21 protein-coding genes and 1 pseudogene are annotated in these 22826 nt (G+C 70.1%); 6 read left to right on the forward strand and 16 right to left on the reverse strand.

The features are described 5' to 3' along the window. Nucleotides 1–3 precede the first annotated feature (3 nt). The 3 genes from VF592_RS09070 to VF592_RS09080 form a co-directional block, all read right to left on the reverse strand. Nucleotides 4–1305, reverse strand: coding sequence for an amidohydrolase family protein (locus VF592_RS09070; RefSeq protein WP_331005300.1), 1302 nt, complete (start codon nt 1303–1305; stop codon nt 4–6). Next, the gene (locus VF592_RS09075; protein ID WP_331005301.1) at nt 1302–2753 is read right to left on the reverse strand and encodes an amidohydrolase; all 1452 of its coding nucleotides are present in this window, start codon (nt 2751–2753) and stop codon (nt 1302–1304) included. The genes VF592_RS09070 and VF592_RS09075 overlap by 4 nt, the downstream gene beginning before the upstream one ends. 80 nt (nt 2754–2833) lie before the next feature. Continuing rightward, nucleotides 2834–3289 (reverse strand): peptidylprolyl isomerase, encoded by a 456-nt coding sequence (locus tag VF592_RS09080; RefSeq protein ID WP_331005302.1) that lies wholly within the window; start codon nt 3287–3289, stop codon nt 2834–2836. A 115-nt stretch (nt 3290–3404) separates the two neighbouring features. Between VF592_RS09080 and mgtE the strand changes: the two genes are divergently transcribed. Both mgtE and VF592_RS09090 read left to right on the forward strand, forming a co-directional pair. Continuing rightward, the gene (mgtE, locus tag VF592_RS09085; protein ID WP_331005303.1) at nt 3405–4805 is read left to right on the forward strand and encodes a magnesium transporter; all 1401 of its coding nucleotides are present in this window, start codon (nt 3405–3407) and stop codon (nt 4803–4805) included. A gap of 289 nt (nt 4806–5094) precedes the next feature. Continuing rightward, nucleotides 5095–5499: a DUF1489 domain-containing protein gene (locus VF592_RS09090; RefSeq protein WP_331005304.1), complete on the forward strand. Its 405-nt coding sequence runs from the start codon at nt 5095–5097 to the stop codon at nt 5497–5499. A gap of 186 nt (nt 5500–5685) precedes the next feature. Here VF592_RS09090 and VF592_RS09095 read toward each other — a convergent pair whose 3' ends face one another. The 6 genes from VF592_RS09095 to VF592_RS09120 all read right to left on the reverse strand — a co-directional run bounded on the left by VF592_RS09095 (nt 5686) and on the right by VF592_RS09120 (nt 11263). Further along, the gene (locus tag VF592_RS09095) at nt 5686–6375 is read right to left on the reverse strand and encodes a GIN domain-containing protein (protein ID WP_331005305.1); all 690 of its coding nucleotides are present in this window, start codon (nt 6373–6375) and stop codon (nt 5686–5688) included. A gap of 48 nt (nt 6376–6423) precedes the next feature. After that, on the reverse strand, nt 6424–7146 hold the full coding sequence (locus VF592_RS09100; RefSeq protein ID WP_331005306.1) for a head GIN domain-containing protein: 723 nt from the start codon (nt 7144–7146) through the stop codon (nt 6424–6426). A gap of 123 nt (nt 7147–7269) precedes the next feature. Beyond that, nucleotides 7270–7803, reverse strand: a complete 534-nt coding sequence (locus VF592_RS09105) for a CarD family transcriptional regulator (RefSeq protein ID WP_331005307.1) — start codon at nt 7801–7803, stop codon at nt 7270–7272. Nucleotides 7804–8012: 209 nt separating this feature from the next. Next, nucleotides 8013–8354, reverse strand: coding sequence for a ferredoxin FdxA (gene fdxA, locus VF592_RS09110; RefSeq protein WP_331005308.1), 342 nt, complete (start codon nt 8352–8354; stop codon nt 8013–8015). 70 nt (nt 8355–8424) lie between these two features. Next, complete coding sequence (locus tag VF592_RS09115; protein WP_331005319.1) at nt 8425–8721, reverse strand: RNA-binding S4 domain-containing protein; 297 nt, start codon at nt 8719–8721, stop codon at nt 8425–8427. A 7-nt stretch (nt 8722–8728) separates the two neighbouring features. Next, nucleotides 8729–11263, reverse strand: a complete 2535-nt coding sequence (locus VF592_RS09120; RefSeq protein ID WP_331005309.1) for a helicase-related protein — start codon at nt 11261–11263, stop codon at nt 8729–8731. A 233-nt stretch (nt 11264–11496) separates the two neighbouring features. On the opposite strand from VF592_RS09120, the gene VF592_RS09125 reads away from it, so the two are divergent. After that, nucleotides 11497–13017, forward strand: a complete 1521-nt coding sequence (locus VF592_RS09125) for a M23 family metallopeptidase (RefSeq protein WP_331005310.1) — start codon at nt 11497–11499, stop codon at nt 13015–13017. Between the two features lie 523 nt (nt 13018–13540). Here VF592_RS09125 and VF592_RS09130 read toward each other — a convergent pair. The 7 genes from VF592_RS09130 to VF592_RS09160 all read right to left on the reverse strand — a co-directional run bounded on the left by VF592_RS09130 (nt 13541) and on the right by VF592_RS09160 (nt 20640). Further along, nucleotides 13541–15223, reverse strand: coding sequence for an ATP-binding protein (locus VF592_RS09130; RefSeq protein WP_331005320.1), 1683 nt, complete (start codon nt 15221–15223; stop codon nt 13541–13543). A 70-nt stretch (nt 15224–15293) separates the two neighbouring features. Next, entirely contained in the window at nt 15294–16055 is a 762-nt protein-coding gene (locus tag VF592_RS09135; protein ID WP_331005311.1) for a TIGR02186 family protein, read from the reverse strand. Further along, nucleotides 16052–16966: a sulfite exporter TauE/SafE family protein gene (locus VF592_RS09140; RefSeq protein ID WP_331005312.1), complete on the reverse strand. Its 915-nt coding sequence runs from the start codon at nt 16964–16966 to the stop codon at nt 16052–16054. Before VF592_RS09140 ends, VF592_RS09135 begins: the two co-directional genes overlap by 4 nt. 53 nt (nt 16967–17019) lie before the next feature. Further along, complete coding sequence (locus tag VF592_RS09145) at nt 17020–18039, reverse strand: hypothetical protein (protein ID WP_331005313.1); 1020 nt, start codon at nt 18037–18039, stop codon at nt 17020–17022. After that, the gene (locus tag VF592_RS09150) at nt 18036–19409 is read right to left on the reverse strand and encodes a glycosyl transferase family protein (protein WP_331005314.1); all 1374 of its coding nucleotides are present in this window, start codon (nt 19407–19409) and stop codon (nt 18036–18038) included. Before VF592_RS09150 ends, VF592_RS09145 begins: the two co-directional genes overlap by 4 nt. A 117-nt stretch (nt 19410–19526) precedes the next feature. Next, the gene (locus tag VF592_RS09155; RefSeq protein ID WP_331005315.1) at nt 19527–20030 is read right to left on the reverse strand and encodes an RcnB family protein; all 504 of its coding nucleotides are present in this window, start codon (nt 20028–20030) and stop codon (nt 19527–19529) included. Nucleotides 20031–20154: 124 nt separating this feature from the next. Further along, on the reverse strand, nt 20155–20640 hold the full coding sequence (locus tag VF592_RS09160) for an outer membrane protein assembly factor BamE (RefSeq protein ID WP_331005316.1): 486 nt from the start codon (nt 20638–20640) through the stop codon (nt 20155–20157). Between the two features lie 116 nt (nt 20641–20756). Here VF592_RS09160 and VF592_RS09165 point away from each other — a divergent pair, with 116 nt between their 5' ends. The 3 genes and pseudogenes from VF592_RS09165 (at nt 20757) to VF592_RS14305 (ending at nt 22715) form a co-directional block, all read left to right on the forward strand. Further along, nucleotides 20757–21269 carry a ubiquinol-cytochrome C chaperone family protein gene (locus VF592_RS09165; protein WP_331005317.1) on the forward strand — a complete coding sequence of 171 codons (513 nt, stop codon included), beginning with the start codon at nt 20757–20759 and terminating at the stop codon, nt 21267–21269. After that, nucleotides 21266–21787 (forward strand): DUF177 domain-containing protein, encoded by a 522-nt coding sequence (locus tag VF592_RS09170; RefSeq protein WP_331005318.1) that lies wholly within the window; start codon nt 21266–21268, stop codon nt 21785–21787. Before VF592_RS09165 ends, VF592_RS09170 begins: the two co-directional genes overlap by 4 nt. Before the next feature lie 511 nt (nt 21788–22298). Continuing rightward, nucleotides 22299–22715 (forward strand): annotated as a pseudogene (locus tag VF592_RS14305) (Imm70 family immunity protein). Nucleotides 22716–22826 lie beyond the last annotated feature (111 nt).

The raw sequence follows: 22826 nt of genomic DNA on the forward strand, positions 1-22826 counted from the left end.
GCGCTACCGCTCATAGGCTTTGGGAAGCGCGCCTTCGGTGGGTTGCAGATAGCGGTCGCGCAGGCGGCGCTGGCGCGAATTGGTCGGCTGGGGCCGCCCGTCGATCCAGATCGCCTCGGGCGTCGACGACAATTCCAGCGGATCGCCGCTCCAGATCACCACATCGGCGCGGCGGCCTGGGCGCAGGGAGCCGATCTCGCCGTCTATCCCCAGCGCCTCGGCGGGACGCGAGGTGATCGTCGCGAAGGCCTGGCCCCAGCTCAACCCGGTCGCCCCCGGCACCTTGCCGATCGCGACCAGATTGCCCGCATATTGGTGCAGGATATGCTCGCCCGGCGCCGTGTTGGCGCCCACCGTCGAGATGGCGACGACGACGCCGGCCGCCTGGAGCCGGCCGACATTCGACTCGGTCGCCGCCAGTTGCTCGAACGACGCGGGCAGGTCGGCGAGCGCGGCGGCGATGACGGGCACTCGCGCCGCCGCGATCTCGCGCGCGAGCATCCACCCCTCGGTCGCTCCCAGCAGTATCAGCTTCAGCTTGGGATAGGTGCGGGGCAGCGCCAGCACCGCGCGGATGTCGCTCGCCCGTTCGGCATGGACCATCAACCGCGTGCGCCCGTCCAGCACGTCGAGCAGCGCCTGCGCGTCCGCCCGCTTGAGCAGCGCGTCGGTGCCGCGCCCGTCGAAACCGCGCCGGTCGCGCCGGAAATCCTCCGCCTGCGCCAGCGCGTCGGTCAGGGCCGCGAAGGCGGCCGGACGCGATCCGCCCGCGATCTCCGCCCCGCGCTCGCCCATCTCGACCAGCTGGAAGGCGCGCGCGCGGGTCACCGGATCGGGATCGGCGCCCAGGTCGATCACCGCGCCCTGCCCGCCGAAGATCGACGCATTGGCGCCCGGCGCGACGACCGCGCGCGTGACCCCGCCCAGCCGTTCGTTGCCGATCGCGACGGCGGCGGGGTTGATCGACGTCGACACGTCGATCGCCGCGCCGAACGCCGCGGTGCGCGCGGCCACGTCGTTGCTTTCCTGGACGCCGTAACCCGCATCGGCGAGCCCCAGATCGGTCCAGCCGGCGACGGTGCCCGCGACCACCCATTTGCCCGCCGCGTTCACCACCGTCGCGCCCGCCGGGGTCGGCACGTTCGCCCCCGCCGCGACGACGCGCCCGTCGCGGAACACCACGGTGCCGTTGGGAATGGGCTGCGACCCGTCCCCAATGGCGACGGTGCCGCCGACCACCGCGACGGTCTGGGCGGTCGCGGGCATCGCGGCGCTCGCGGCGAGGAGGACAGCCAGGCGCTTCACTTGATGTCTCCCTGGCCCGGCTGGCCCAATTCGAAATCGCTCACCGGCCGGCGCCGCGGGTCGAGCGCGTCGTAGAGCAGCGCGCCGTCGATCCACACCTTCTCCGGCCGGGTATAGACGCTCAACGGATCGCCGTTCCACAGCACCACATCCGCCATCTTGCCCGGTTTCAGGCTCCCCGTCCGGTCGGCGATGCCCAAGGCGGTGGCGGGGCCGAAGGACAGCCAGCGCCACGCCTCCGCGTCGCTGACCTGCACGCCCGCGCGCCGTCCGGCGGCCAGCGCCTTGGCGACCTCCTGGTTCAGCCGCTGGATGCCGTTCTCGTCGTCGGAATGGATGATCCCGCACGCGCCCGATTTCTGCAGGATCGCCAGGTTCTCCCCGATCCCGTCATAGGATTCCATCTTGAACCCGTACCAGTCGGCCCAGACGGCGGCGCAGGTGCCGTTGGCCTTCAACAGGTCGGCGATCTTGTACGCCTCGACCGCGTGATGGAAGGCGGTGACTTTGTACCCGAACTCCTTGGCCATATCCATGACGACCGCCATCTCGTCGGCGCGGTAGCAATGGTTCTGGACGCGGATCTCGCCCGCCAGCACGCCGCGCAGCGTGTCGAGCGCGATGTCGCGTTCGGGCCGGTCGCCGCCGTCATCCTCATATTTGTCCCATTTGCGCTTATATGCCGCCGCGCGCGCCCAGGTGGCACGGTCGACCGCGACATTGCCCATCCGGGTCGACGGCTTGCGGTTGCGCCCGCCATAAACGCGCTTGGGATTCTCGCCGCACGCCATCTTCAGGCCGTAAGGGGCGCCGGGGAATTTCATTCCCTGCACGGTGCGCGCGTACACATTTTTCAGCACCACGCTGCGCCCGCCGAACAGGTTCGCGGAGCCCGGCAGGATCTGGAGCGTCGTCACCCCGCCATTGACCAGCGCGCGCCCGAACCCCGGGTCCTGCGGCCAGACGCCGTGTTCCGCCCAGACATCGGCGGTGACGGGGTCGGTGCCTTCGTTGACGTCGGAGGTCGCGTCGACCGAGGGCGAGGGACCGTTCCCCAGATGGCTGTGAATGTCGATCACGCCCGGCGTGACCCATTTGCCCGTGCCGTCGATGACGGTGGCGCCCGCCGGTGCCGCGACCGTCTGTCCGACCGACAAGATCCTGCCGTCCGCGAACAGCGCCGATCCCCGGTCGATCCGACCGCCCTCGCCGTCATAGATGGTGACGTTGGTGACGAGCGTCGCCGCGCCCGGATAGGCGCGGTAGGTCGACGGGAAGGGATCGTGCGAATAGCCCTTGTTACGTCCCGGCGCCGGGTCCTTGCCCTTGGCCGGCGTCTCGGCGGACGCGCTCTTCGTCCCCGTGCCGCCATTGGCGCAGGCCGCCAGGGCCAGCGCGCTCGCGATCACCGCGACCGCCCGCATCCGCTTGTTCACCCGCGCCATCATGCCCCCGCCCTCATCTCGTCGCAGGGGTGCTAACGCGGTCGGGGGTGGCCTGTCCACCGCCCCCGACCGGCAAAGCGCATTCAGGCGGCGCGCATCGTCACGATCTTGCCCGGATCGCGCGGCGGCTCGCCCACGGGCAGCGCGTCGACGAGTTCCATGCCCGCCGTCACCTCGCCCCAGACGGTGTACTGGTTGTCCAGGAAGCGCGCATCGTCGAAGCAGATGAAGAATTGCGAATTGGCCGTGTCGGGCTGGTTGGTCCGCGCCATCGAACAGGTGCCGCGCTTGTGCGCCTCCTTGGAGAATTCGGCCTTCAGATTGGGCTTGTCCGACCCGGACATGCCCGTGCCGGTCGGATCGCCGCCCTGCGCCATGAAGCCGGGGATCACGCGGTGGAACACGACGCCGTCGTAGAAGCCGCTATTCGCCAGCTCGACGATGCGCGCGACATGGCCGGGCGCCAGATCGGGTCGCAGGCGGATGGTCACGTCGCCGCCGTCTAGGGTCATGGTCAGGGTGCTGGGCTGGTCGGCCATCGGGTAAACTCCTTGGAAAGAACGGGGCGGCAGATAGGGAACGCGTACGCCGCTGGCAAATCCGCCGGGCCGTCGCTAGAGGCGGCGCCAGGCACATCTGCGCGGGAGGGCGGCCGTGAGCGACATCGAAACGCCCGCCGTCGCAGGCGACGACCGGACCCAGCTCGACGAGGACGATCGGCTCAAGCCCGGCTTCGTCAGCGAGGTGCTTGACCGCGTCGAGGAGGGCGATGCCGAGGGCGCGCGTCGCCTGGTGGAGCCGCTCCACCCCGCCGACATCGCCGACCTGTTCGAACTGACCCCGGCCGACCGCCGCGCCGCGCTGGCCCATGCCGTCTCCGACCTGCTCGACGGCGACGTGTTCGCGGAGATGAACGACTGGGTCCGCGACGCCCTGCTGGGCGTGCTCACCCCGACCGAGGTGGCGGACATCGCCTCCGAACTCGACACCGACGACGCGGTGGCGATCATCGAGGATCTCGACGCCGACGACCGCGCGCAGGTGCTCCGCGCGATGGAGCCCGACGACCGCGCCGCGATCGAGGAGGCGCTCTCCTACCCCGAGGAATCCGCCGGCCGCCTGATGCAGCGCGAGCTGATCGCGGTGCCCGAGCATTGGACCGTGGGCCACGTCATCGACTATCTGCGCGGTCACGAGGAACTGACCACCGATTTCTGGGAGGTGTTCGTCGTCGACCCGGCGCATCGCCCCGTCGGCACCTGCCAGCTGAGCTGGTTCCTCCGCACCCCGCGCGGCATCGCGGTCGCCGACGTGATGAAGCGCGAACAGACGCTGATCCCCGTCGACATGGACCAGGAGGAGGTCGCGCTCCGCTTCCAGAAATACGCGCTCATCTCCGCCGCCGTCGTCGACGGGTCGGGGCGGCTGGTCGGCATGATCACCGTCGACGACGTGGTCCACATCATCCAGGAGGAAGCGGGCGAGGACGCGCTGCTGCTCTCGGGCGCGGGCGAGGGCGACATCAACGAACCCGTCCTCGACAGCTATCGCGCGCGCGTCCGCTGGCTGATCTCCAACCTGTTCACCGCCCTGCTCGCCTCGTCGATCATCGCCGCGTTCGAGGGCACCATCGCGCGCATGGTCGCGCTCGCCACGCTGATGCCGATCGTCGCCGGCGTCGGCGGCAATGCCGGTACGCAGACCATGGCGGTCACCGTCCGCGCGCTCGCGACCAACCAGCTCACCCGCTCCAACACCGCCCGCGCGGTGCTGCGCGAGTTCCGCGTCGCCCTGCTCAACGGCGGCACGGTCGCCTTGGTGATCGGGATCGGCGTCGGGCTGGTCTTCTCCCCCCCGCTCGGCGCGGTGATCGCCGCGGCGATGCTGACCAACATCGTCATCGCCGGACTGGCTGGGGTGCTCGTGCCCTTGACGCTGGAGCGCATGGGCGCCGACCCCGCGGTCGCGTCGTCGGTGTTCGTGACGATGGTGACCGACTCGATGGGGTTCCTGGTGTTCCTCGGCCTCGCGACCGCGTCGGGGATCGCGGGATAGCGGTCGGTTCGCGCGAAGACGCGAAGACGCCAAGAAGGTGGGTTCACGCGGAGGCGCGGAGAAGTCGTGACCATCCTTTCGGTCACGCTCGCCGCGCTAGCGGCAACCATGAAACGCCCGATCGACCGGGCATCGCCGTTGACGCGGCGGAAGTGCGTCCCACCTCGCGCGCACCCTCTCCGCGCCTCCGCGCCTCCGCGTGAACAACCCTTCCCCCTTCGCGCCTTCGCGTCTTCGCGCGAACCAACCCAATCTTGCCCCCACCCGGACCAACACCCAAATAGCGGAAATGCCCCTACATCTGACGAAGGTAGCCTTCGGCGTGACCAGCGTCGACCAGCTCGCCGCGCGCTGGCAGGCACGCGCGCAGAGCGGCGAGGCCTATCTGACCACCCGCTACCTTCCCAAACGCCATGAGGAAGTGACCGGCACCGGTTCGCTCTACTGGATCGTCAAGCACCAGCTCGTCGCCCGCTCCGCCATCCTGCGCTTCGGCGAGGCGGAGGGCGGCCGCGTCGCCATCCATCTCGACCCCGAAGTGATCCTCATCCACGCCCGCCCCAAACGCGCACATCAGGGCTGGCGCTATCTGGAACACACCGACGCCCCCGCCGACCTGGCCGGCGACGAGACCGGTATCGCGATGCTTCCGCCGGCGCTGGTCGGCAAGCTGTCGGGGCTGGCGCTGCTGTAGGCGCAGGTCACCCTCGTCACAGGCTGGGGTTAGCCGGTCGGTTGATGAACCGAACGGACCGCTTTCGCCCAAACCCGGCCAGTCCCCGCCTCCGGAGGAGTAACGCAAGCCGCCGGTCCGCTGTCCACCCATTCCGCCCCTGCGACGGTTTTCTCATTCCGCCCGCCGGAACGGGTTACGCTCGGGTCACCGCCCGCACGTCACCGGCCCGCCCGCCCGCGCCCGGACGGTGCATCTGGGAGCGCCGGCGATGCTCACCGCGCCCAGCCCGCTGTTCGTGACCGCCGCGTTGTAGCGCGCGGCCGCCTTGATTTCGCCCGGACCGTCGAGCAGCACCGTCAGGTCGCCCGCCTCCAGCTTGCCGGCATCGATCCCGCCGGACCCGTTGACCGCCAAGCGCGCCCGCACCGCGCGGCCCGCAAGCGTCAGGGTGCCCGCCCCGATCACGACCGCGTTGAGCTGGTCCGCCGCCATGTCGGCGACCGCGATCGTTCCCGCGCCGCTGATCGACAAGTCCACGCGCGAGCCCTTCATTCGCGCCGCGGTCAGCCGCCCGCCCGCGAGTACCGACGCCGCGACGAGCGCGGGCGAGGAAAGCGTGACCCGGACGGGCCCGGTCGGCGCGATGCGCCCCTGCTCGCCCCAGCCCTGGCCGTTATAGCGGATAGTGAGCGTGGCTCCATCGACGCGTATCTCGACCCGCTCGATCACGCGCGGATCGCCCGACACGCGCGCGCCGGGCGACCCAGGCGCATGGGTCACCTCGAACGCGCCATTAACCCGCACCCGGTCGAAACTGCCGACCGACACCCCCTTCTCGGCAGCGGCCACGGGGACGGCGAACAGGGCGAGCGACAGGATGGCGGGACGGATCATCCCCCCTGCTCGCACCCCGCTCGCCGCCGAGTCAATCGGCCGCCCGGATCACTCGCAACGGACCTCGCCCGACCCGACCTTGGACGTGGTGCAGCGGGGCGACCCGCCCAGATCGACATCGCCCGATCCGGCCAGGTCGATCCTGGCCGGGCCGTTCACGGTCGCGCGCGCATTGCCCGATCCCGCGATCGAGATCCGCGCCTCCGACGCGGTGACCTGGCGCGCGTCGATGTCGCCCGATCCGGCGATGTCCATCCGCAGCACCCGCGCCATGCCCGCGCCGACCACGTCGCCCGATCCCGCGACCGACAGCGTCACCTCGCCCGCGCGCATCGCGCCCACCGCCAGACTGCCCGATCCCGCGACCCCGCCGGCGAAGCGTTCGCCCTCGACCCGGTCGACGGTCAGGTCGCCCGACCCCGACACCGCCGCCCCGGTCAGCCGCGGCAGCGTCACGAACACCTTCACGCCCTCGCCATCGCTCCAGTTCATACCGACGGTCTTCTTGCGGCCGATGCGCAGCGTGTCGCCGCTCCGCGTGATCTCCAGCTTATCGAGCTCGGCGGCCGGCCCCTGGGCGCGCACGGAGAAAGCCGGCCCGACGCGGACATCGACATCGTCCGATCCGCGCAGGTCGACTTCGCTGAACCCCGTCATCGCGTAATCGCGGGACGGCCCCGACCCGCGCGCCTCGGCCGTTTCGTCGGTTTCCGCCGCGTTCGCCGAACAGGCGAGCAGTGGCAGCATGAGCAACAGGCTATATGGACGCATGGTGACCTCCCTTTAGTGTGCTATTTGTATAGCACACTGTCGGGGCTGTGCAAAGGGGTGGCCAAACGACGAAGGGCGGCGCCTCTCGGCACCGCCCTCCCTTTCCGACGAAAGCGCGACCGGTCAGGCCGGCGCCTTGTCCTTGTTGTAGATGGCCGCGGAGGCGCGGAGGATGTCGAGGATGCGCTCCTGCGCCGCCTTTTCGTCGGTCTCCTCCATCGCGGCGAGCTCGCGCGCCAGGCGGCTGGTCGCGGCCTCGAAGATCTGGCGCTCCGAATAGCTCTGCTCGGGCTGGTCCTCGGCGCGGAACAGGTCGCGGACCACCTCGGCGATCGACACCAGGTCGCCCGAATTGATCTTGGCCTCATATTCCTGCGCGCGGCGCGACCACATGGTGCGTTTGACCTTGGGCTTGCCGTTCAGCGTTTCCAGCGCCTCGCGCAGCGTCTTGTCGGAGGACAGCTTGCGCATCCCCACCGACTCGGCCTTGTTGGTCGGCACACGGAGCGTCATGCGCTCCTTTTCGAACCGCAGCACATAGAGTTCGAGCTGGATGCCCGCGATTTCCGAGCGTTGCAGCTCGATCACACGGCCCACGCCGTGCTTGGGATAGACCACATAATCACCGACATCGAACAACAGGGCCTTGGCAGCCATTCAGGGGCCTTTCCGGATCGAACCCGTGGGCGCGCGGCGGTGGAAGCGGGCTGGCCGCTCGAATTGCCGGCGATCGGGGAAGAGGAACATCATACTCCAGCGGAACGCGCGACATCGCGTCCGCCACAGCCCCTTATACCGATGTTCTCGCCAAAAATCCAGCCGAACCCGTCAACGACCCTGTCCCATAGCGGGGGCGGGGTCGCGGGTCAGTCGCCCTGGCCGGCCTCGGGCGAGAAATACAGGTCGTATTTGCCCTGTTCGCCCTTGTGCTCGTCGGCGTCGGCGGGGGTCTGGTCCGCCTTGCGGGTGACGTTGGGCCAGCTCGCGGAGAAGGTCGCGTTCAGCTCCAGCCAGCGCTCCAGCCCGTTTTCCGTGTCGGGCAGGATGGCCTCGGCGGGGCATTCGGGCTCGCACACGCCGCAATCGATGCATTCCGACGGATTGATGACCAGCATCGTCTCGCCCTCGTAGAAACAATCCACCGGGCAGACCTCGACGCAGTCCATGTACTTGCAGCGGATGCAGGCGTCGGTGACGACGTAGGTCATTGGGTTCCCAAGCTCCTGGGCCGGCGGGACCGGCGAACAGCGGCCCTGCTATGCCCGCCGCCGGGGAGCGTCAATCGTCCGCCCCCTGTTGCGAGACGTTCTCACTCGCCGCGTCCGGTGCCAGCAGGTCGCGGTAGCACCCTTGCGCCTCGGGGGCGGGGCCGCGCCGCGCCGGCAGCGCCTCGACACGCACCACCCGCACCTGGCCATAGGAGGGATAGGTCAGGACGTTGCCGACGCGCACCGGGCAATGCGCCCGCTCGATCACCCGACCGTCGATCCTGAGCCGCCCCGCCTCCGCGATCGCCTGCGCGGCCGAGCGCGTCTTCGCCAGCCGCGCCCACCACAGGAATCGGTCGATCCGCATTGCCCCGTCAGCCACGGCGTTCGCGGGTCCCGGTCCACCCCGCCAAGGCGGCGAAGGCGTTGTCCGGCGTAGGCATCACCGCGACGGCGCGCGCGGGCGGACGTCCCCGCCACACCCAGCGCGGCACGGCGGGCGGGGCGTCGGCGCCGTCCTGATCCCGCGAGGCCGCGCGAAAGCCGAGTTCCGCCATCAGCCGCGCCAGCGTCTCCGGCTCCAGCCCGATCGACACCGACAGCGCCGGGTCGGGCATGAAGGGTGCCCGTCCGTGGCGCGCGTCATGCGCCGCGCGCGCGATCCGCTCGACCAGGTCGACCCGCACCGCCTGGGCGCCGAGCGGCCGGAACCCCGACGCCAGCACCGCCCCCGCCACCCCGCGCGCCAGCACCGTCGCGCCAGCCGGCGCCGGTGTCACCGCCTCGCCGCGCACGCTCATCAGCACCGCGCGCAACCGTGCCGCCTCGGGCTTGAGCAGTCGCGGATCGAACAGGTCGAGCGCGCCGATCGTCACCCCGATGCCGCGCAGCCGCTTGCGCTCGGCGGGCTCCAGCGCTTCCACCGCCGCGCGCATGCCCAAGCGCGCGGCGATCCCGCCCGCCGCCTCCAGGACCCCCGCCACGACCCGGAGTTCGGGCGACGCCACCGCGTCGCGCGCCACGTCGGCGAGCAAAGGCAGCGTGGGTGCCCTGACCTTGAGCCGGTCGCCGACCCACCGCTCCAACCGCCCCCGCACGCGTTCCCGCAGCGCCTTGTCGAGGCAGTCGAGATCGCGGTCGAGCAGCAGCCGGGGCCGCGCCAGCGACGGTCCCGGCGCCAGCGTCGCCACCCGGTACCCGCCCCAATGCAGTTCGCCCGCGTCGCCCAGCGTCACGCCCGCATCTTCGGCCTCGGCCAGCGCGGCGCCGCGCCGGTCGCGTTCGCCCTTCAGCCGTTTCTCGGCAGCGGCGAGCAGCAGGCGCTTGTCGGTCGCGCGCGCGTCGGGAGCGACGGTGAAGCGGAACCCGTCGAGCCGTCCCAGATGATGGTCCTCGACCGACACCTCGCCCCCCGGCCCGACCGTAACCGGCAGCGCCCCGACATCGGCGCCGATCTGGCGCATCAGCGCGGTCGTGCGCTTGTCGACGAAACGCTGGGTCAGCCCCTGGTGGAGCGCATCCGACAGCCGTTCCTCCAGCCCGCGCGTCCGCTCCGCCCAATGCGCGGGGTCTGCCAGCCAGTCGGCGCGGTGGGCGATATAGGCCCAGCTCCGCGCCGCCGCGATCCGCCCCGCGATCGTCTCCACATCCCCCGCCACCGTGTCCAGCCGCGCGATCTCGTCGGCGAACCATTGGTGCGGCAGATGCCCCTTGCCCTCGCTTAAGTGCCCGAACAGCCGCGACACGAAGCGCGCATGGGGGTCGAGCCCGACTTTCCGGAAATCGGGCACCCCGCACGCCGCCCATAGCCGCTTGACCATCGCCACCCCGCGCGCCCGGTCGCGCACCCAGCTTTCGTCCGCCAGCCGTTTCAGCACCGACAGGTCGATCGCCTCGGGCGCCGCGCGCAGCACGCCCGGCTCGGGCTTGCGCTCCAAGGAGGCGATCAGCGCGTCGACGCTCGCGAAATCGGGCGCCCCCTCGCGCCAATACAGGTTGTCCAGCTTGGGAAAGCGATGCTCCTCAATGGCCAGCACCTCCTCGGGCCCGAACGCGCCGGGGCCTTCGTCGACCAGCGCGCCGAAGGTGCCGTCGCGCTGGTGCCGGCCCGCCCGCCCGGCGATCTGCGCCATCTCGGCGACCGTCAGCCGCCGGTTCCGCCGCCCGTCGAACTTGTGGAGCGACGCGAAGGCGACATGCGCCACGTCCATGTTCAGCCCCATGCCGATCGCATCGGTGGCGACGAGATAATCGACCTCGCCCGCCTGGAACATCTGCACCTGGGCGTTGCGGGTGCGTGGGCTCAACGCCCCCATCACCACCGCCGCCCCACCGCGCAGCCGCCGGAGCATCTCGGCGACCGCGTACACCTCCTCCGCCGAGAACGCGACGATCGCCGAGCGCTTGGGCAGCCGGCTGATCTTGCGCGCGCCGGCATAGGTCAGCGTCGAGAAGCGCGGCCGCTCGACGATCTCCGCCTCCGGAACCAGCGCGCGGACCAGCGGGCGGATCGCCGCGCTGCCCAGGATCATCGTCTCCTCGCGCCCCCGCGCGCGCAGCAGCCGGTCGGTGAACACATGCCCGCGCTCGGGATCGGCGCCCAGTTGCGCCTCGTCCAGCGCCAGGAACGACACCTCGCGGTCGAGCGGCATCGATTCGGCGGTGCACAGAAACCAGCGCGCATCGGAGGGCAGGATCTTCTCCTCCCCCGTGATCAGCGCGACCTGGCCCGGCCCCTTGATCGCGACCACCCGATCATAGACTTCGCGCGCTAGCAGCCTGAGCGGAAAGCCGATGATCCCCGACGAATGGCCGCACAGCCGCTCGACGGCCAGATGCGTCTTGCCGGTGTTGGTCGGCCCCAGGACGGCGGTCACCCGCCCATCGCCGGCCGTTGCGCGCGCACTCATCGGGCGAACATCGGCGGTCGCGGGCGGGGATGCAATGGGGATGTGCCGCTCGGCCCCTCTCCGCTCGGCCCCTCTCCGCACAGCCCGTCTCCGCACGGCCCGTTTCCGCACGGCCCGGCCTCCGCACAGCCCGGCGCCCCCGGCCCCCGGTTAATTTGACTTTAGCATCTGCCTCCCACAACCACCCGACCCACGCCGGGGGGATCGGCGACCGATCGGAGTCCGTCGCCCGCGTGTTCCTGCGCAACGATCACCAACTGGAGTTCGCCGGCGGCGCGTCGGGAGCATCCTTCGCGCCGCGCGCGTTCGGCCGCGCCGCGGCGCCCGAGCCCGGCGCGATCGACCGCGCGCGCCACCGCGCCGCCGCGATCGATTGGGTGCCCGATCTGGGCAGCGACATCGGCTCGCGCGACTGGTGGCGCGGGCTGCTCACCTGCACCACGCTCTGCGCCGCGACCTGGATGCTCGCCCCGAGCTTTCGCCCCCTGATCGGCGTCGTTCCCGCCCCCCTCGCCGGGTCCGAATGGGACGAGGCGCGCGCGCAGGGCATCGCGCCCCTGGGCCTGGGCGCCGGCACCGGCCGTCGCATGGCGGCGGGCGACCTGGTCCGCCCGCTCGCCGAGGCGCCCGAGCGCCCCAGCGTCGACCTGTCCGCCACGCTCGGCGACGGCGACGCCTTCGACCGCGTGCTGGAGCGCGCGGGCGTCGGCCGCACCGACGCCGCCGTCGCCGCCGCCCTGCTGTCGGGCGCGGTGCCGCTGTCCGCCATCCAGCCGGGCACCCGCATCCAGCTCACCCTCGGCCGCCGCCCCAGCCGCACCATGCCGCGCCCGCTCGACCGGCTCGCGCTGCGCGCCCGATTCGACCTGAACGTGTCGATCGACCGGTCGGCGGGCGGCTTGGCGATGACCCGCGCCCCGATCGCGATCGACCGCACGCCGCTCCGCGTCCAGGGGCTGGTCGGCGGCGGCCTCTACCGCGCCGCCCGCGCGGCGGGCGCTCCGGCCAAGGCGGTCGAGGCGTATCTGCGCGCGATCGCCACGCGCTTTTCGATCGGCCGCGACATCGGCGCCGACGACCGGTTCGACCTGATCGTCGAACAGGACCGCGCCGCCACGGGCGAGGTGCGCCTGGGCCGCCTGCTCTTCGCCGGGCTCGACCAGGGGAGCCGCCGCACGCAATTGGTGCGCTTCGCCCCCGAAGGCGCGACCGTCGGCGACAGCACCGGCGGCGGCGCGGGCAACGACCAATGGTTCGACGCGAACGGCCGTTTCGAGCGCCGCGGCTTCATGGGCCTGCCGGTCGCGGGCCGCATCTCGTCGGGCTTCGGCTTCCGCGCCCACCCGATCCTGGGCTTTCTCCGGATGCACAAGGGCCTCGACATCGCCGCCCCGCACGGCGCCCCGATCCACGCCGCGGAGGCGGGCGTCGTCCGCTTCGCCGGGCGCAACGCCGGCTATGGCAATTTCATCAAGCTGGCGCACCCGAGCGCGCTGGAGTCCGGCTACGGCCATCTCAGCCGCATCGCCGTGTCGCCGGGCGATCGCGTCGCGCGCGGCCAGGTGATCGGCTATGTCGGCTCCACCGGCATGTCGACCGGCCCCCATCTCCACTGGGAAGTCTGGCGCGGCGGCCGCCCCGTCAACCCGCGTTCCATCTCGTTCGACCAGGTCACCGCCCTGTCCGGCGACAAACTCCGCGCGTTCAAGGCGCGGGTGGCCGCGCTGCTGAACGTGAAGGCTGGCGGGCGTTAGGCACCCCCCCTGAAGGCACCACCCCCCCCTAACTTTTTCAACGCTCTCGGTCGGTTTCGACATAGCGGGAGAGGCGACGCTTTTCCGAGCGCCGCAGAGTGTCGGAAACCCCGGTCGGAATGGATTGTTTCGGCAGATGCCCGATCGAGCGGGATCGTCCAGCTTGGGATCGATAGCGAATGCCTCGAAAACCGCTGTCCTACAACGCGCCATTCGTGCCAGCCTTCGGGCGACTCGGGTCCTCCCCGGCGTCCGCTCTTTCACTGGTCTACTTCCCGATGCGCGTCCGCCCTCGGTGGCGTCGATGATGTCGTGCGCGACCGATGCCCGATCGCGTCGACCCCTATATTTTCCTAAACTGTTTCAGGTCGGAGCCTCGCCCGCCCGCCAGCGACGGGAGGAGCGAACCGACGATTCCGTGTAAAGGTCGCCAAGCAAGGTCGGTGGCGCGACGTGCGGCTTTCGACGTTTACGCCTGAACTTCCAGTGAACTTCCGCGCCGCCGCGGGCCTCCGATCGCCGTTCACTTACCCTGCGCGCGCCATTTCTGGATGGTGCGGCCGATGATCTGCTCCTCGCCGCCGACATCGCGCCACAGCTCGGAGAAGAGCGGGTCGCTCGACGCGGGGCGGCGTACCTCCTCCAGACCGTCGAAGGACACGCGGATCGGGATGGCGACGCCCTCGCCGCAGATGATGCATTCGCGGTTGCGCAGCGCCGGGATCGAATCGAGGAACCCCCGCGCGCCCTCGGGCATGGCCGCGCGCACGAAGGCCTGGTCGCGCTCGTTGTTGAGCCGCATCGCGATGATGGTGCCGCATTGCGACAGCACGCCCTCCGCCAGGTCCGACGGGCGCTGGGTGATCAGGCCCAGCGAGACGCCGTATTTACGGCCCTCCTTGGCGATCCGGCCCAGGATCCGCCCGACCGACGACTTGCCCGGATCGCGGTCCGAGGGGATGTAGCGGTGCGCTTCCTCGCAGACGAGCAGGATCGGGCGCTGCGGCTCGTTACGGCTCCAGATCGCGAAGTCGAAGGTCATCCGGCTCAGCACCGCGACCACGGTCGACGTGATATCGGACGGCACGCCCGACACGTCGATGATCGAGATCGGCTTGCCGTCGCCGGGCAGGCGGAAGATGCGCTGGAGGAACCCCGCCATCGTGTCCGCGACCAGCATCCCCGAGAACATGAAGCCGTACCGCGGATCGGCCTTGATCTCCTCGATCTTGCTCTTGACCCGCATATAGGGCGCGGTGTCGCCCGCGCGGTCCATCTTGCCCATCTCCAGCCCGATGATGTTGGTCAGGTCGCTGAGCAGATAAGGGATGGGAGCGTCGACCGTCAGCTTGGCGATCTCCTGCCCGATGCGGTTCTTGGCGCGCGCCATCAGCAGGCATTTGGCGAGAATGTCGGCGTCGACCTGCCGCTCGGAGCCAGTGGTGGTCAGGAAGACCTCGCAATGCTCCTCGAAGTTCATCAGCCAATAGGGCATTTGCAGGTTGTTGACGTCGTAGATCGCGCCGTTGGTGCGGAACGCCGCCGAATATTCGCCATGCGGGTCGATCATGATGATATGGCCCTGTGGCGCCAGATCGCAGATGCGGTGCAGGATCAGGGCGGCGCTGGTCGACTTGCCGGTGCCGGTCGACCCCACCAGCGCGAAATGCTTGCCCAGCATCGCGTCGATATAAAGCGCGGCGCGGATGTCCTTGGTCGGATAGACCGATCCGATCTCGATATGGGCGCGGTCGTCGGCGGCGTAGATCTGCTTCAGGTCGCCCGTCGAGATCGGATGCACCTCGCACCCCGGCGTCGGATAGCGCGTCACGCCGCGGCGGAAATTATAAAGCTTGCCCGTCAGCCGCTCCTCGTCGCCCTCGCCCAGGAAATCGATATCGGCCATGATGCGGCCGTCGTGACCGGGGTCCAGCGCCAGGCTGCGGACATTGGCGACCAGCCAGGTCGAACCGACCCGCATCTTGATCTGCGTCCCCACCTGCCCGGTCGACGCGACCACGGGATCGGGATGGCCGCTCAGCCCCTGAAGCGCGGCCACGTCGACGACCGCGCGGCTGCTCGATCCGGCGATGGCGAGCACAAAGCCGATCGCGCCGACCGGCTGGCGGGGGGCCGGTTCCGCGGGGACGGGGGCCGGGGCGGGCGAGCGATGCGCGAACTCGTCGGCACCGGGCATGAAGGTCATGTTGTCGGATCCCATATCCTGTGGAAATCCTGATGCCCCGGAATAGGTAAAGATCGGGTAGCTCCTGGACTCAACGCCGCCCGGCCACCCAGCCCGCGAACCAGCCCAGGCTGATCGACAAGGCCACCGCCGCCAGCCCGTACAGGAGCGGCGCGTTCGCGGCCGCGTTCGCGACGAACCGCTCGAACCCCGATTTGCGGATGTCGATGTCGCGCACCGCCGCCGCCAGCACGCGCCCGTCGCGGATCAGGAAGGTCTCGGCGGTGAACCGCCCGACCGGCACCCGCGCCGGCACCCCGATCCGCGCGCGGTAGAGCACGCCGCCGGTGATCTCGACGGCGTCGGGCGCCTCGTAATACAGCCCGGTGCGCCGCCGCAGTTCGACCAGCCCGCCCGCGAACCGGTCCTGCATCGCCGGCGCGGCGCTCGACGCGGGCGAGAGCTGAAGGCCGCCCAGCCCCAGCTCGAAGATGGCGCGGGTGCGTTCGTCGACGATCCGCTCCAGCGGGCGCGACGACGCCACCGCATAGAAGGAGGGCGCCGATCGGTAGCGCAGGTCGGCGGCATTGACCCAGATGCCCGCCACGCGCTGCTTTTCGCGGATCAGGATCGACTCGGTCGGCCCCTTGACCACCACGACGATGTCGGTGGGGGCGCTGCCGCGCGGCAGCCGCCCGCCGGGATAAAGGATCGCGCCGAACAGGAGCAGCTCGGCACCGGTGAAGCTGTAGGCGATCTCGATCGAACGCTGCGACACGTCGGGCACCAGCACGGGCGCCGGCGCCTGGCCCAGCAGCAGCGGTGCGGCGACGAGAAGCAGCGCGCGCCTCACGCCAGTTCGACGGAGAAGATCGCCTCCGGTCGCCAGACCAGCCCCAGCAGGATGCGCGCGCCTACCGCGAGCACGACCAGCGCGAGGGCGAGGCGCAGATATTCGGGCTTCACCCGCGACGCGAACCGCGCGCCCAGCTGCGCCCCCGTCACCGATCCGATCAGCAGCAAACCCGCCAGCACGATGTCGACCGCTTGGGTGGTCAGCGCATGGACCAGCGTGGCGAGCGCGGTGACGAACAGCGTCTGGAACAGGCTGGTCCCCACCACCACGCTCGTCGCCATGCCCAGCAGATAGATCATCGCCGGCACCAGGATGAACCCGCCGCCCACTCCCAGCAGGATGGTCAGGATCCCTACCCCGAAGCCGAGCAGCAGCGGCGCCAGCGGCGAGATGTACAGCCCCGACGCATAGAAGCGCGTGCGCAGCGGCAGTGCCGCGACCAACGGATGGTGGCGGCGCTTGCGCGGGCGCGGCGCGATCCGGCCCTTGGCCGTGCCGATGGCGAGCAGCGACTCGCGCAGCATCAACAGGCCGATAAAGCCGAGCAGCAGCACATAGGTGATCGCGATCACCGTGTCGGTCTGCCCCGTCTCCTGAAGCAGGCGGAACAGCCACGCCCCGAACACCGCGCCCATGCCCCCGCCCGCGACCAGCACGCCCCCCATCTTCAGGTCGACCCCGCCGCGCCTGAGATGCGCGAATACCCCCGACACGCTGGCACCCGTCACCTGGCTCGCCGACGACGCCGCGGCGACGGTGGGCGGGATGCCGTAGACGATCAGCAGCGGCGTGGTCAGGAACCCGCCGCCCACCCCGAACATCCCCGACAACAACCCGACGGCGCCGCCCAGCGCGATGATCACCAACGCGTTCACCGACAGATTGGCGATGGGAAGATAGACGTTCATGGGCATGGGCGTCCTAGCGCGTCGGCGGAGCGGGCGGAAGCGAGCGCGCGCCTTCAGAAATCCGTGCCCAGCGACAGCGCGGGTCCGGAACCCGGCCGGGCCTCGCCCAGCACCCGCGCGCGCCAGTCCAGCGTCAGCCGCAGCCTGCGCCCGCCGACCGGCGCCACGATACCCAAGGTCGGCCCGACATCCACCCGCTCGGCGCTGCGCTGCGCCCCGCCCCAGACGCCGACGCCCATATCGAGCGTCGCGCCGCCCACGGCGACTAGGCGCCGCGTCACCCGCGCCGCGCCGTCGGCGAATCCCTCCACCCGCTCTCGTCCGATCGCGCCGGCCTGGCCATAGGCTTCCAGCCGGACGCCGCGCCCGATCGGGCGATCGACTCCGGCGATCAGACCCGCGCTCGGACCGCCCCGGCCGCCGTCGAGCGCGAACCGCTGCTCGGCGAAGACGCGCACCGGCAACCCCGCGGGTCGCCACTCCACCCCCAACGCCGCCTCACGCCCCCGACCTTCGAACGGGGTCGCGACCCGTCCGACCAGCGCGATCCGGCGCCGGGCGTCCATGGAATAGGAAAGGCGCGCACCGATTTGCGATCCGCCCAACTGGGTCGATCCCAGCCCGCCGCCCGTTCCCGATGGCCGCGCGATGGCGAACAGGCCGCCGCCCCATCGGCTCGCGGAAACGGAATCGGACAAGCCGAGCGGCGTCGGCAACGCGCCCTCCAATCGGACGGTCGCCCCCGGCATTGCCGGGGCCTGCGCCGCCATCGCGATCGTCGGCGCAGGCGGGACGGGCGAGGTGGGGACGGGCACGATGGCGGGGGACGGGTTCGCCAGAACCGGCCGAGCCCACACGCCTCCACGAATCTTTCCCGCGGTTACCGGGATCATCGTCATGGGCGCCAGGGCCGCCACGGCGATCACGGGGGAGACACTTGCCGCGGCCGTGACCGGGGCGGCCTGCCCGGGCGCGGACGCCGGTTCGCGTTCGGGCCAGAGCAGTACGGCACGCAGCCCCGCCCAGCCCATTAGGACGCCGACCAGGAAGCGGAGCGGCCGACCCGCCGTCATCCGCCGTCCGCCAACGGAAAGCGGTGCGCGGTCTTGTCCCAGACGGGATCGGACCCGCGTAACATCGCCCAGTAGCGCCATGCGGCCCGCCGCACCGCCAACAGCGCGATGACGTTGCCGACCACCATGCGCGGCGCCGATCGCACCCCCTCGCGCCACCCGTACATCCGCGTCGTGAAGGCGACCCGCCAGGCGAGCCGCCACCCCAGCAGGACCATGTTGGCGGCCAGCACCCGCGACAGGACCGGCCCGACGGGCGGCACCGTCACGCCGACCAGCCAATAGGCCGCTGCCGACATGCTCCAGAGCAGCAGTGCCAGATAGGCGGCGGCGAGCACGACGACCGCCAGCGGCGCCCGCCGGTCGCGCGCCCGCATCCAATGATCGAAGATCGCGAGCGGGCGTCCCCAGCCCGTCCGGTCCCAGCCGGCGAGCGCGATCCCCGTCATCCAGCGCGCCTTTTGCCGGACCGCCGCTTCCAGATCGTCGGGAAAATAGGCGCGCGTCGCGACCAGCGCGCCGCCCGGCCGTTCGGCAACTCGCGCGAACACGCCGGTGAAGCCGAGCTGGGCGAGGTACAGGCCCGTTTCGTAATCCTCGACCAGACTTCCAGGGTCGAACGGGGCACCGCCGCGCGCGCTCGCCAAGGCGCCGAGCGCATCGCTCCGGATCGCGCATCCCACCCCCGCCAGCGGCAGTCCCGCGCCGAGCGCCCCGCGCACGACGAGCAATTTGGCATGAGCCTCGGAGAACTCGTCCGCATAGGTGCCGCTGACCCAATGACTGTCCCGCCGGATCAGCGGGTGCACCGGCAGCTGGACCACGGCATGACGGCCCAGCATCGCATCGAAGACGCGCAGTTCGGCCGGATGGATCACATCCTCCGCGTCGTGAAGCACCACCGCGCGTGTCGTCACTCCGGTCCGCGCGTCATCCTCGCCCAGCGCGCGCCATAGCGCGTTGAGATTGTCGCCCTTGGTCGTCGGTCCGGGACGTGGGCCGATCACGACCCGCACGCGGTCGTCGCGCGCGGCCACCGACGCGACTGCCGCGACCGTCGCCGGGTCGTTCGGGTAGGTGCCGACATAGATGCGGTAATTCGGGTGATCGATCGACCGGAGCGCCGCGTCGAGCATCTGCGCGATCACGGCGACCTCGTCCCATGCAGGAACGAAGATCGCCAGGCGCTCGACCCGCTCCGTCGCGACGAGCCGGTCGAGCGACAGCCTGCCGCCGCGTCCGCTCAGGCGACCGCATAGATAGAGGAGGTCGACCAGCAGATCGTCGATCCCGCCCACCAGAAAGCCGAACGCCGCGAACAGCATCGCCTCGCGCGCGACCGCGGCCAACCCCCACAAAGCCCAGTCCACCCGTGCCCCCGCCCGACCTTCGCCAAGGCAGCTTCGACCGACTCGCTTAGGCGATCAAGGGTACGGGCAAAGAAAAATCGGGCGGCCCGGAATTAGGGCCGCCCGATCATCGCGGTCCTAGAGGTAGAAGCTGCGGAGCACGTCCACCACGTAACCCCGACGCGTGTCGATCAGCAGCACGTCGTTATAGTGACGCACCCAGCGCTGATAGCCGGTCGGGCGCGGCAGACGGTAGCGATAGGGATCGCTGATCACGAAGCGCTGCTGGTAATAGGGCGCCCCGATGCGGACGCCGGGCCGGAAGCTGTTATACCGGAACGGCGCGTTCCAATTGCCCCGTGCGTAGAGCGCGCGGTTCTGCTGGCGATAGCCGCGCCAGTCGTCGCGACCGGCCTGGCGATAGTCGCGGCGGTCCTCGCGATATTCCTGCCGCGCGTCACGGACATCGCGGCGCTGCTCGCGCACATCGCCGCGATCGCCGTAGCGGCGGGCCTGGCGCAGTTCGCGCTGCTCCTCGCGGATTTCGCGCTGGTCGCGGCGCAGCTCGCCGGCTGACTGGGCGCTGGCGGCCGCCGGAAAGGCAGTGGCGGCGAGCAGGACGGCGGTGATCAACTTACGCATGATCGTTCTCCTTGGTTTCCGGACGAGGCCACCGGGCCCCACCTTGGACAGGAGAAATAGACGAGCCGGACTGAACGCCCGTCGAATGCGATCGTCAGCATCGCGACAGCATCGGCGGCCCCGTTCAGGGTTGGGTGCGGCCCCCGCCGCCTGCGCCGCCGGCTCCGCCCGCGCCGGGGGCACCGACGGTGCCGATATTGCCGAACAGCTCCTGGAAGAAGCTGCGCTTCTTGCCCAAGGTCGGCGTCGTCTTGCGCGCCGGATCGACCTGGGCGACCTGCTCCAGCCCCGAGCGGCGCACGGCGGCGACATTGCCCGCCTGGTCGAAGCTGATCCGGAGCGTGATCTGGTCCGACGGGCGCGGGTTGCGGAACGCGTAGTTGCGGCTGTCGCGCGCGATATAATACCAGTCGCCGCCCTCGAACTGCGCGGTGAAGCTTGGCCGCCCCAGGGTCTGGAGCACCGACTGACGATTGTCGACGCCCGGCTGGACCGAGTTCACCAGGTCGGCGTCGACGATATAACCCTGGTGCGACTTGAGCTGGGTGCACCCGCCCATGGCGAGCGACGCCGCCGAAAGCGCGATGGCGGGACGAAGAAAGGACAGCATCAGGGGACTCCAGCGGATACGCGCGGACAGGCAACCGATTGAACGGCGGACGCATCGGATCGATATGCCATGCGACGCGGGCACACAAGCATCGCGCCCATCGAGGAACCGTTGATTTGGGTCTGCTGGAAAGACTGTTCGGGCGAAGCGAGGCGGAGCCGACGCTCGACCTGTACAATGCGGTGGTGGCGCGCGCGCGCGCACCGCATTGGTATGTGGAGGGCGGGCTACCCGACACGGTGGACGGCCGCTTCGACGCGGTCGCCGCCGTGCTCGCGGTCGTCATGCTGCGGCTGGAGCAGGAGGGCGCGTCCGGGGCCGAGCCCTCGGCCCGGCTCGCGGAGCGTTTCGTCGACGACATGGACGGCCAGCTCCGCCAGATCGGCATCGGCGACATGACCGTGGGCAAGCATATCGGCCGGATGATGAGCATGCTCGGCGGGCGGCTCGGCGCCTTTCGCGAGGGGCTGGCCGGAGGCGACCTGGACGGCGCGATCACCCGCAACCTGTTCCGCGGCCAAGCCCCGACGCCCCAGGCACTTGCCCATGTCCGCGGCGCGCTGATCGCGCTGCGAGACGATCTGCGCGCGGCGCCCGTCGAGCAGATACTCGAGGGGTGGGTGCCATGACGCCCGAGTTCAGCCGGCCCGAGCGCGTCGATTCGATCTCCGCCCGCGAGCGTGTCGTCGAGGTGGAAGCGACCGCCGCGGAGCGCGAAGCGCTCGCCCGCCGGTTCGAGCTCGTCGCCGTGGACGCGCTGCGCGCCGGCTTCGCCGTCCGCCGCGAACATGCGGGGCTGACGGCGCGTGGGCGCGTCGTCGCGGACGTGATCCAGGCCTGCTCGGTCACCGGCGAGCCGATCGCGGTTCATGTCGACGAGCAGGCCGACCTGCTGTTCGTTCCCGCGGGTCCGGAGGCGGCGGAAGAGGTCGAGCTCAGCGCCGACGCGCTCGACACCATCATCTACGAAGGGCGCAACATCGACCTGGGCGAGGCCGCCGCCGAGACCATGGCGCTCGCGCTCGACCCCTTTCTCCGGGCGCCGAACGCCGACGCGACGCTCCGCGCGGCGGGCGTCCTCAGCGAGGAGGAGGCACGGCCGCCGGGCAAGCTGGCGGGCTTGCGCGACAAGCTGGCGGGGCGCTGAAGGCCAGGCGCGAACCCGAACGAGTTCGGGAGAATGCGGGCGCGGGCTCGCGTTCGGCAGCGGCGGGGCGCGGAAGTTCACTGGAAGTTCACGCCAAAACGCGTCGCGCGCGGTTTGCGCGGCGGGCGAACGAGGAACCTGCGACGGGGCGTGAGCCGAGCCAGCCCTGGCGCGGTTCGTGCGCGAGGGGCGGCGGGAATACCGGGACTGCCAAGGGCGGATCGGAGCGTCACGCACCAGCTTGGAGCAGATGAAGTCCAACATTGGAAGGGGAAGTCGCAGGCCCACCATGCGCTGACGGCGGTTCTTGCGGAGCCTTACCGAGCGACCCAGAATCCGACATTATGACCCACGGTTCCGCCTCCTCGAAAAGGGCGACAAACCGAATGTCACGGCAGCGTGTCGAAACCGACCGGTTGTGACACCAAGCAACGAGTTGTGTGCAAGAATCGACATAAAGCGGTGCCGTCTAGAGTTAGACATTACAAAATACCGGAAATAATGTCGCTAAATGGGAGTTGGCATCGAAGTCGGTAGCATCATCGACGAAATCGGCACGGGAGATATTTTCCATGCCTTATTCTCAACGGTCTCAGCGAATCTTGAAACGAGTTGGGGGGATCGATTTCCAGTGCTTCTCGGCAATCTGTACCAAAGCCGACTCTAGAAGGCCAAATCAGAGGCTGCTAAAACAGAGCTGTTAACTATTCGCCGAGAGTTGGCACGCTTTCAGCCCGAACGGGTTGTGTGGAATTTTGCTGACCGATCAAAGCAACCTCCTTGGGGAACGGACATCGCGGCAGAGATCAATGACCTCTCCATATACTTCGGGGAGAGACCTGATTACGACGTTGGTGGAGGCAGTCGATGCCTTAAAGGTCGAAGGCAGTTACGCGGAACTAGGGTCAAAACCCAATCAGCGGGTTGAGGCGGGCGCGGTTTTCTGATTCACCACGGACGCGGGGGCGACGGAGGTGAGCATGGCGCTGTTCTGGTTGTCGGACGAGGCCTGGGCGGCGATCGAGCCGCATCTGCCCAA

Source organism: Sphingomonas sp. (genome assembly GCF_036388435.1).
Taxonomy (GTDB): Bacteria; Pseudomonadota; Alphaproteobacteria; order Sphingomonadales; family Sphingomonadaceae; genus Sphingomonas.

What these genes read in the sequence shown, in the direction of transcription:
- VF592_RS09075 (WP_331005301.1), bottom strand. Translation starts at nt 2,753, where the DNA reads ATGATGGCGCGGGTGAACAAGCGGATGCGGGCGGTCGCGGTGATCGCG.
- VF592_RS09080 (WP_331005302.1), bottom strand. Translation starts at nt 3,289, where the DNA reads ATGGCCGACCAGCCCAGCACCCTGACCATGACCCTAGACGGCGGCGAC.
- VF592_RS09090 (WP_331005304.1), top strand. Translation starts at nt 5,095, where the DNA reads ATGCCCCTACATCTGACGAAGGTAGCCTTCGGCGTGACCAGCGTCGAC.
- VF592_RS09095 (WP_331005305.1), bottom strand. Translation starts at nt 6,375, where the DNA reads ATGATCCGTCCCGCCATCCTGTCGCTCGCCCTGTTCGCCGTCCCCGTG.
- VF592_RS09100 (WP_331005306.1), bottom strand. Translation starts at nt 7,146, where the DNA reads ATGCGTCCATATAGCCTGTTGCTCATGCTGCCACTGCTCGCCTGTTCG.
- VF592_RS09105 (WP_331005307.1), bottom strand. Translation starts at nt 7,803, where the DNA reads ATGGCTGCCAAGGCCCTGTTGTTCGATGTCGGTGATTATGTGGTCTAT.
- fdxA (WP_331005308.1), bottom strand. Translation starts at nt 8,354, where the DNA reads ATGACCTACGTCGTCACCGACGCCTGCATCCGCTGCAAGTACATGGAC.
- VF592_RS09115 (WP_331005319.1), bottom strand. Translation starts at nt 8,721, where the DNA reads ATGCGGATCGACCGATTCCTGTGGTGGGCGCGGCTGGCGAAGACGCGC.
- VF592_RS09120 (WP_331005309.1), bottom strand. Translation starts at nt 11,263, where the DNA reads ATGAGTGCGCGCGCAACGGCCGGCGATGGGCGGGTGACCGCCGTCCTG.
- VF592_RS09130 (WP_331005320.1), bottom strand. Translation starts at nt 15,223, where the DNA reads ATGACCTTCATGCCCGGTGCCGACGAGTTCGCGCATCGCTCGCCCGCC.
- VF592_RS09140 (WP_331005312.1), bottom strand. Translation starts at nt 16,966, where the DNA reads ATGAACGTCTATCTTCCCATCGCCAATCTGTCGGTGAACGCGTTGGTG.
- VF592_RS09145 (WP_331005313.1), bottom strand. Translation starts at nt 18,039, where the DNA reads ATGACGGCGGGTCGGCCGCTCCGCTTCCTGGTCGGCGTCCTAATGGGC.
- VF592_RS09155 (WP_331005315.1), bottom strand. Translation starts at nt 20,030, where the DNA reads ATGCGTAAGTTGATCACCGCCGTCCTGCTCGCCGCCACTGCCTTTCCG.
- VF592_RS09160 (WP_331005316.1), bottom strand. Translation starts at nt 20,640, where the DNA reads ATGCTGTCCTTTCTTCGTCCCGCCATCGCGCTTTCGGCGGCGTCGCTC.
- VF592_RS09170 (WP_331005318.1), top strand. Translation starts at nt 21,266, where the DNA reads ATGACGCCCGAGTTCAGCCGGCCCGAGCGCGTCGATTCGATCTCCGCC.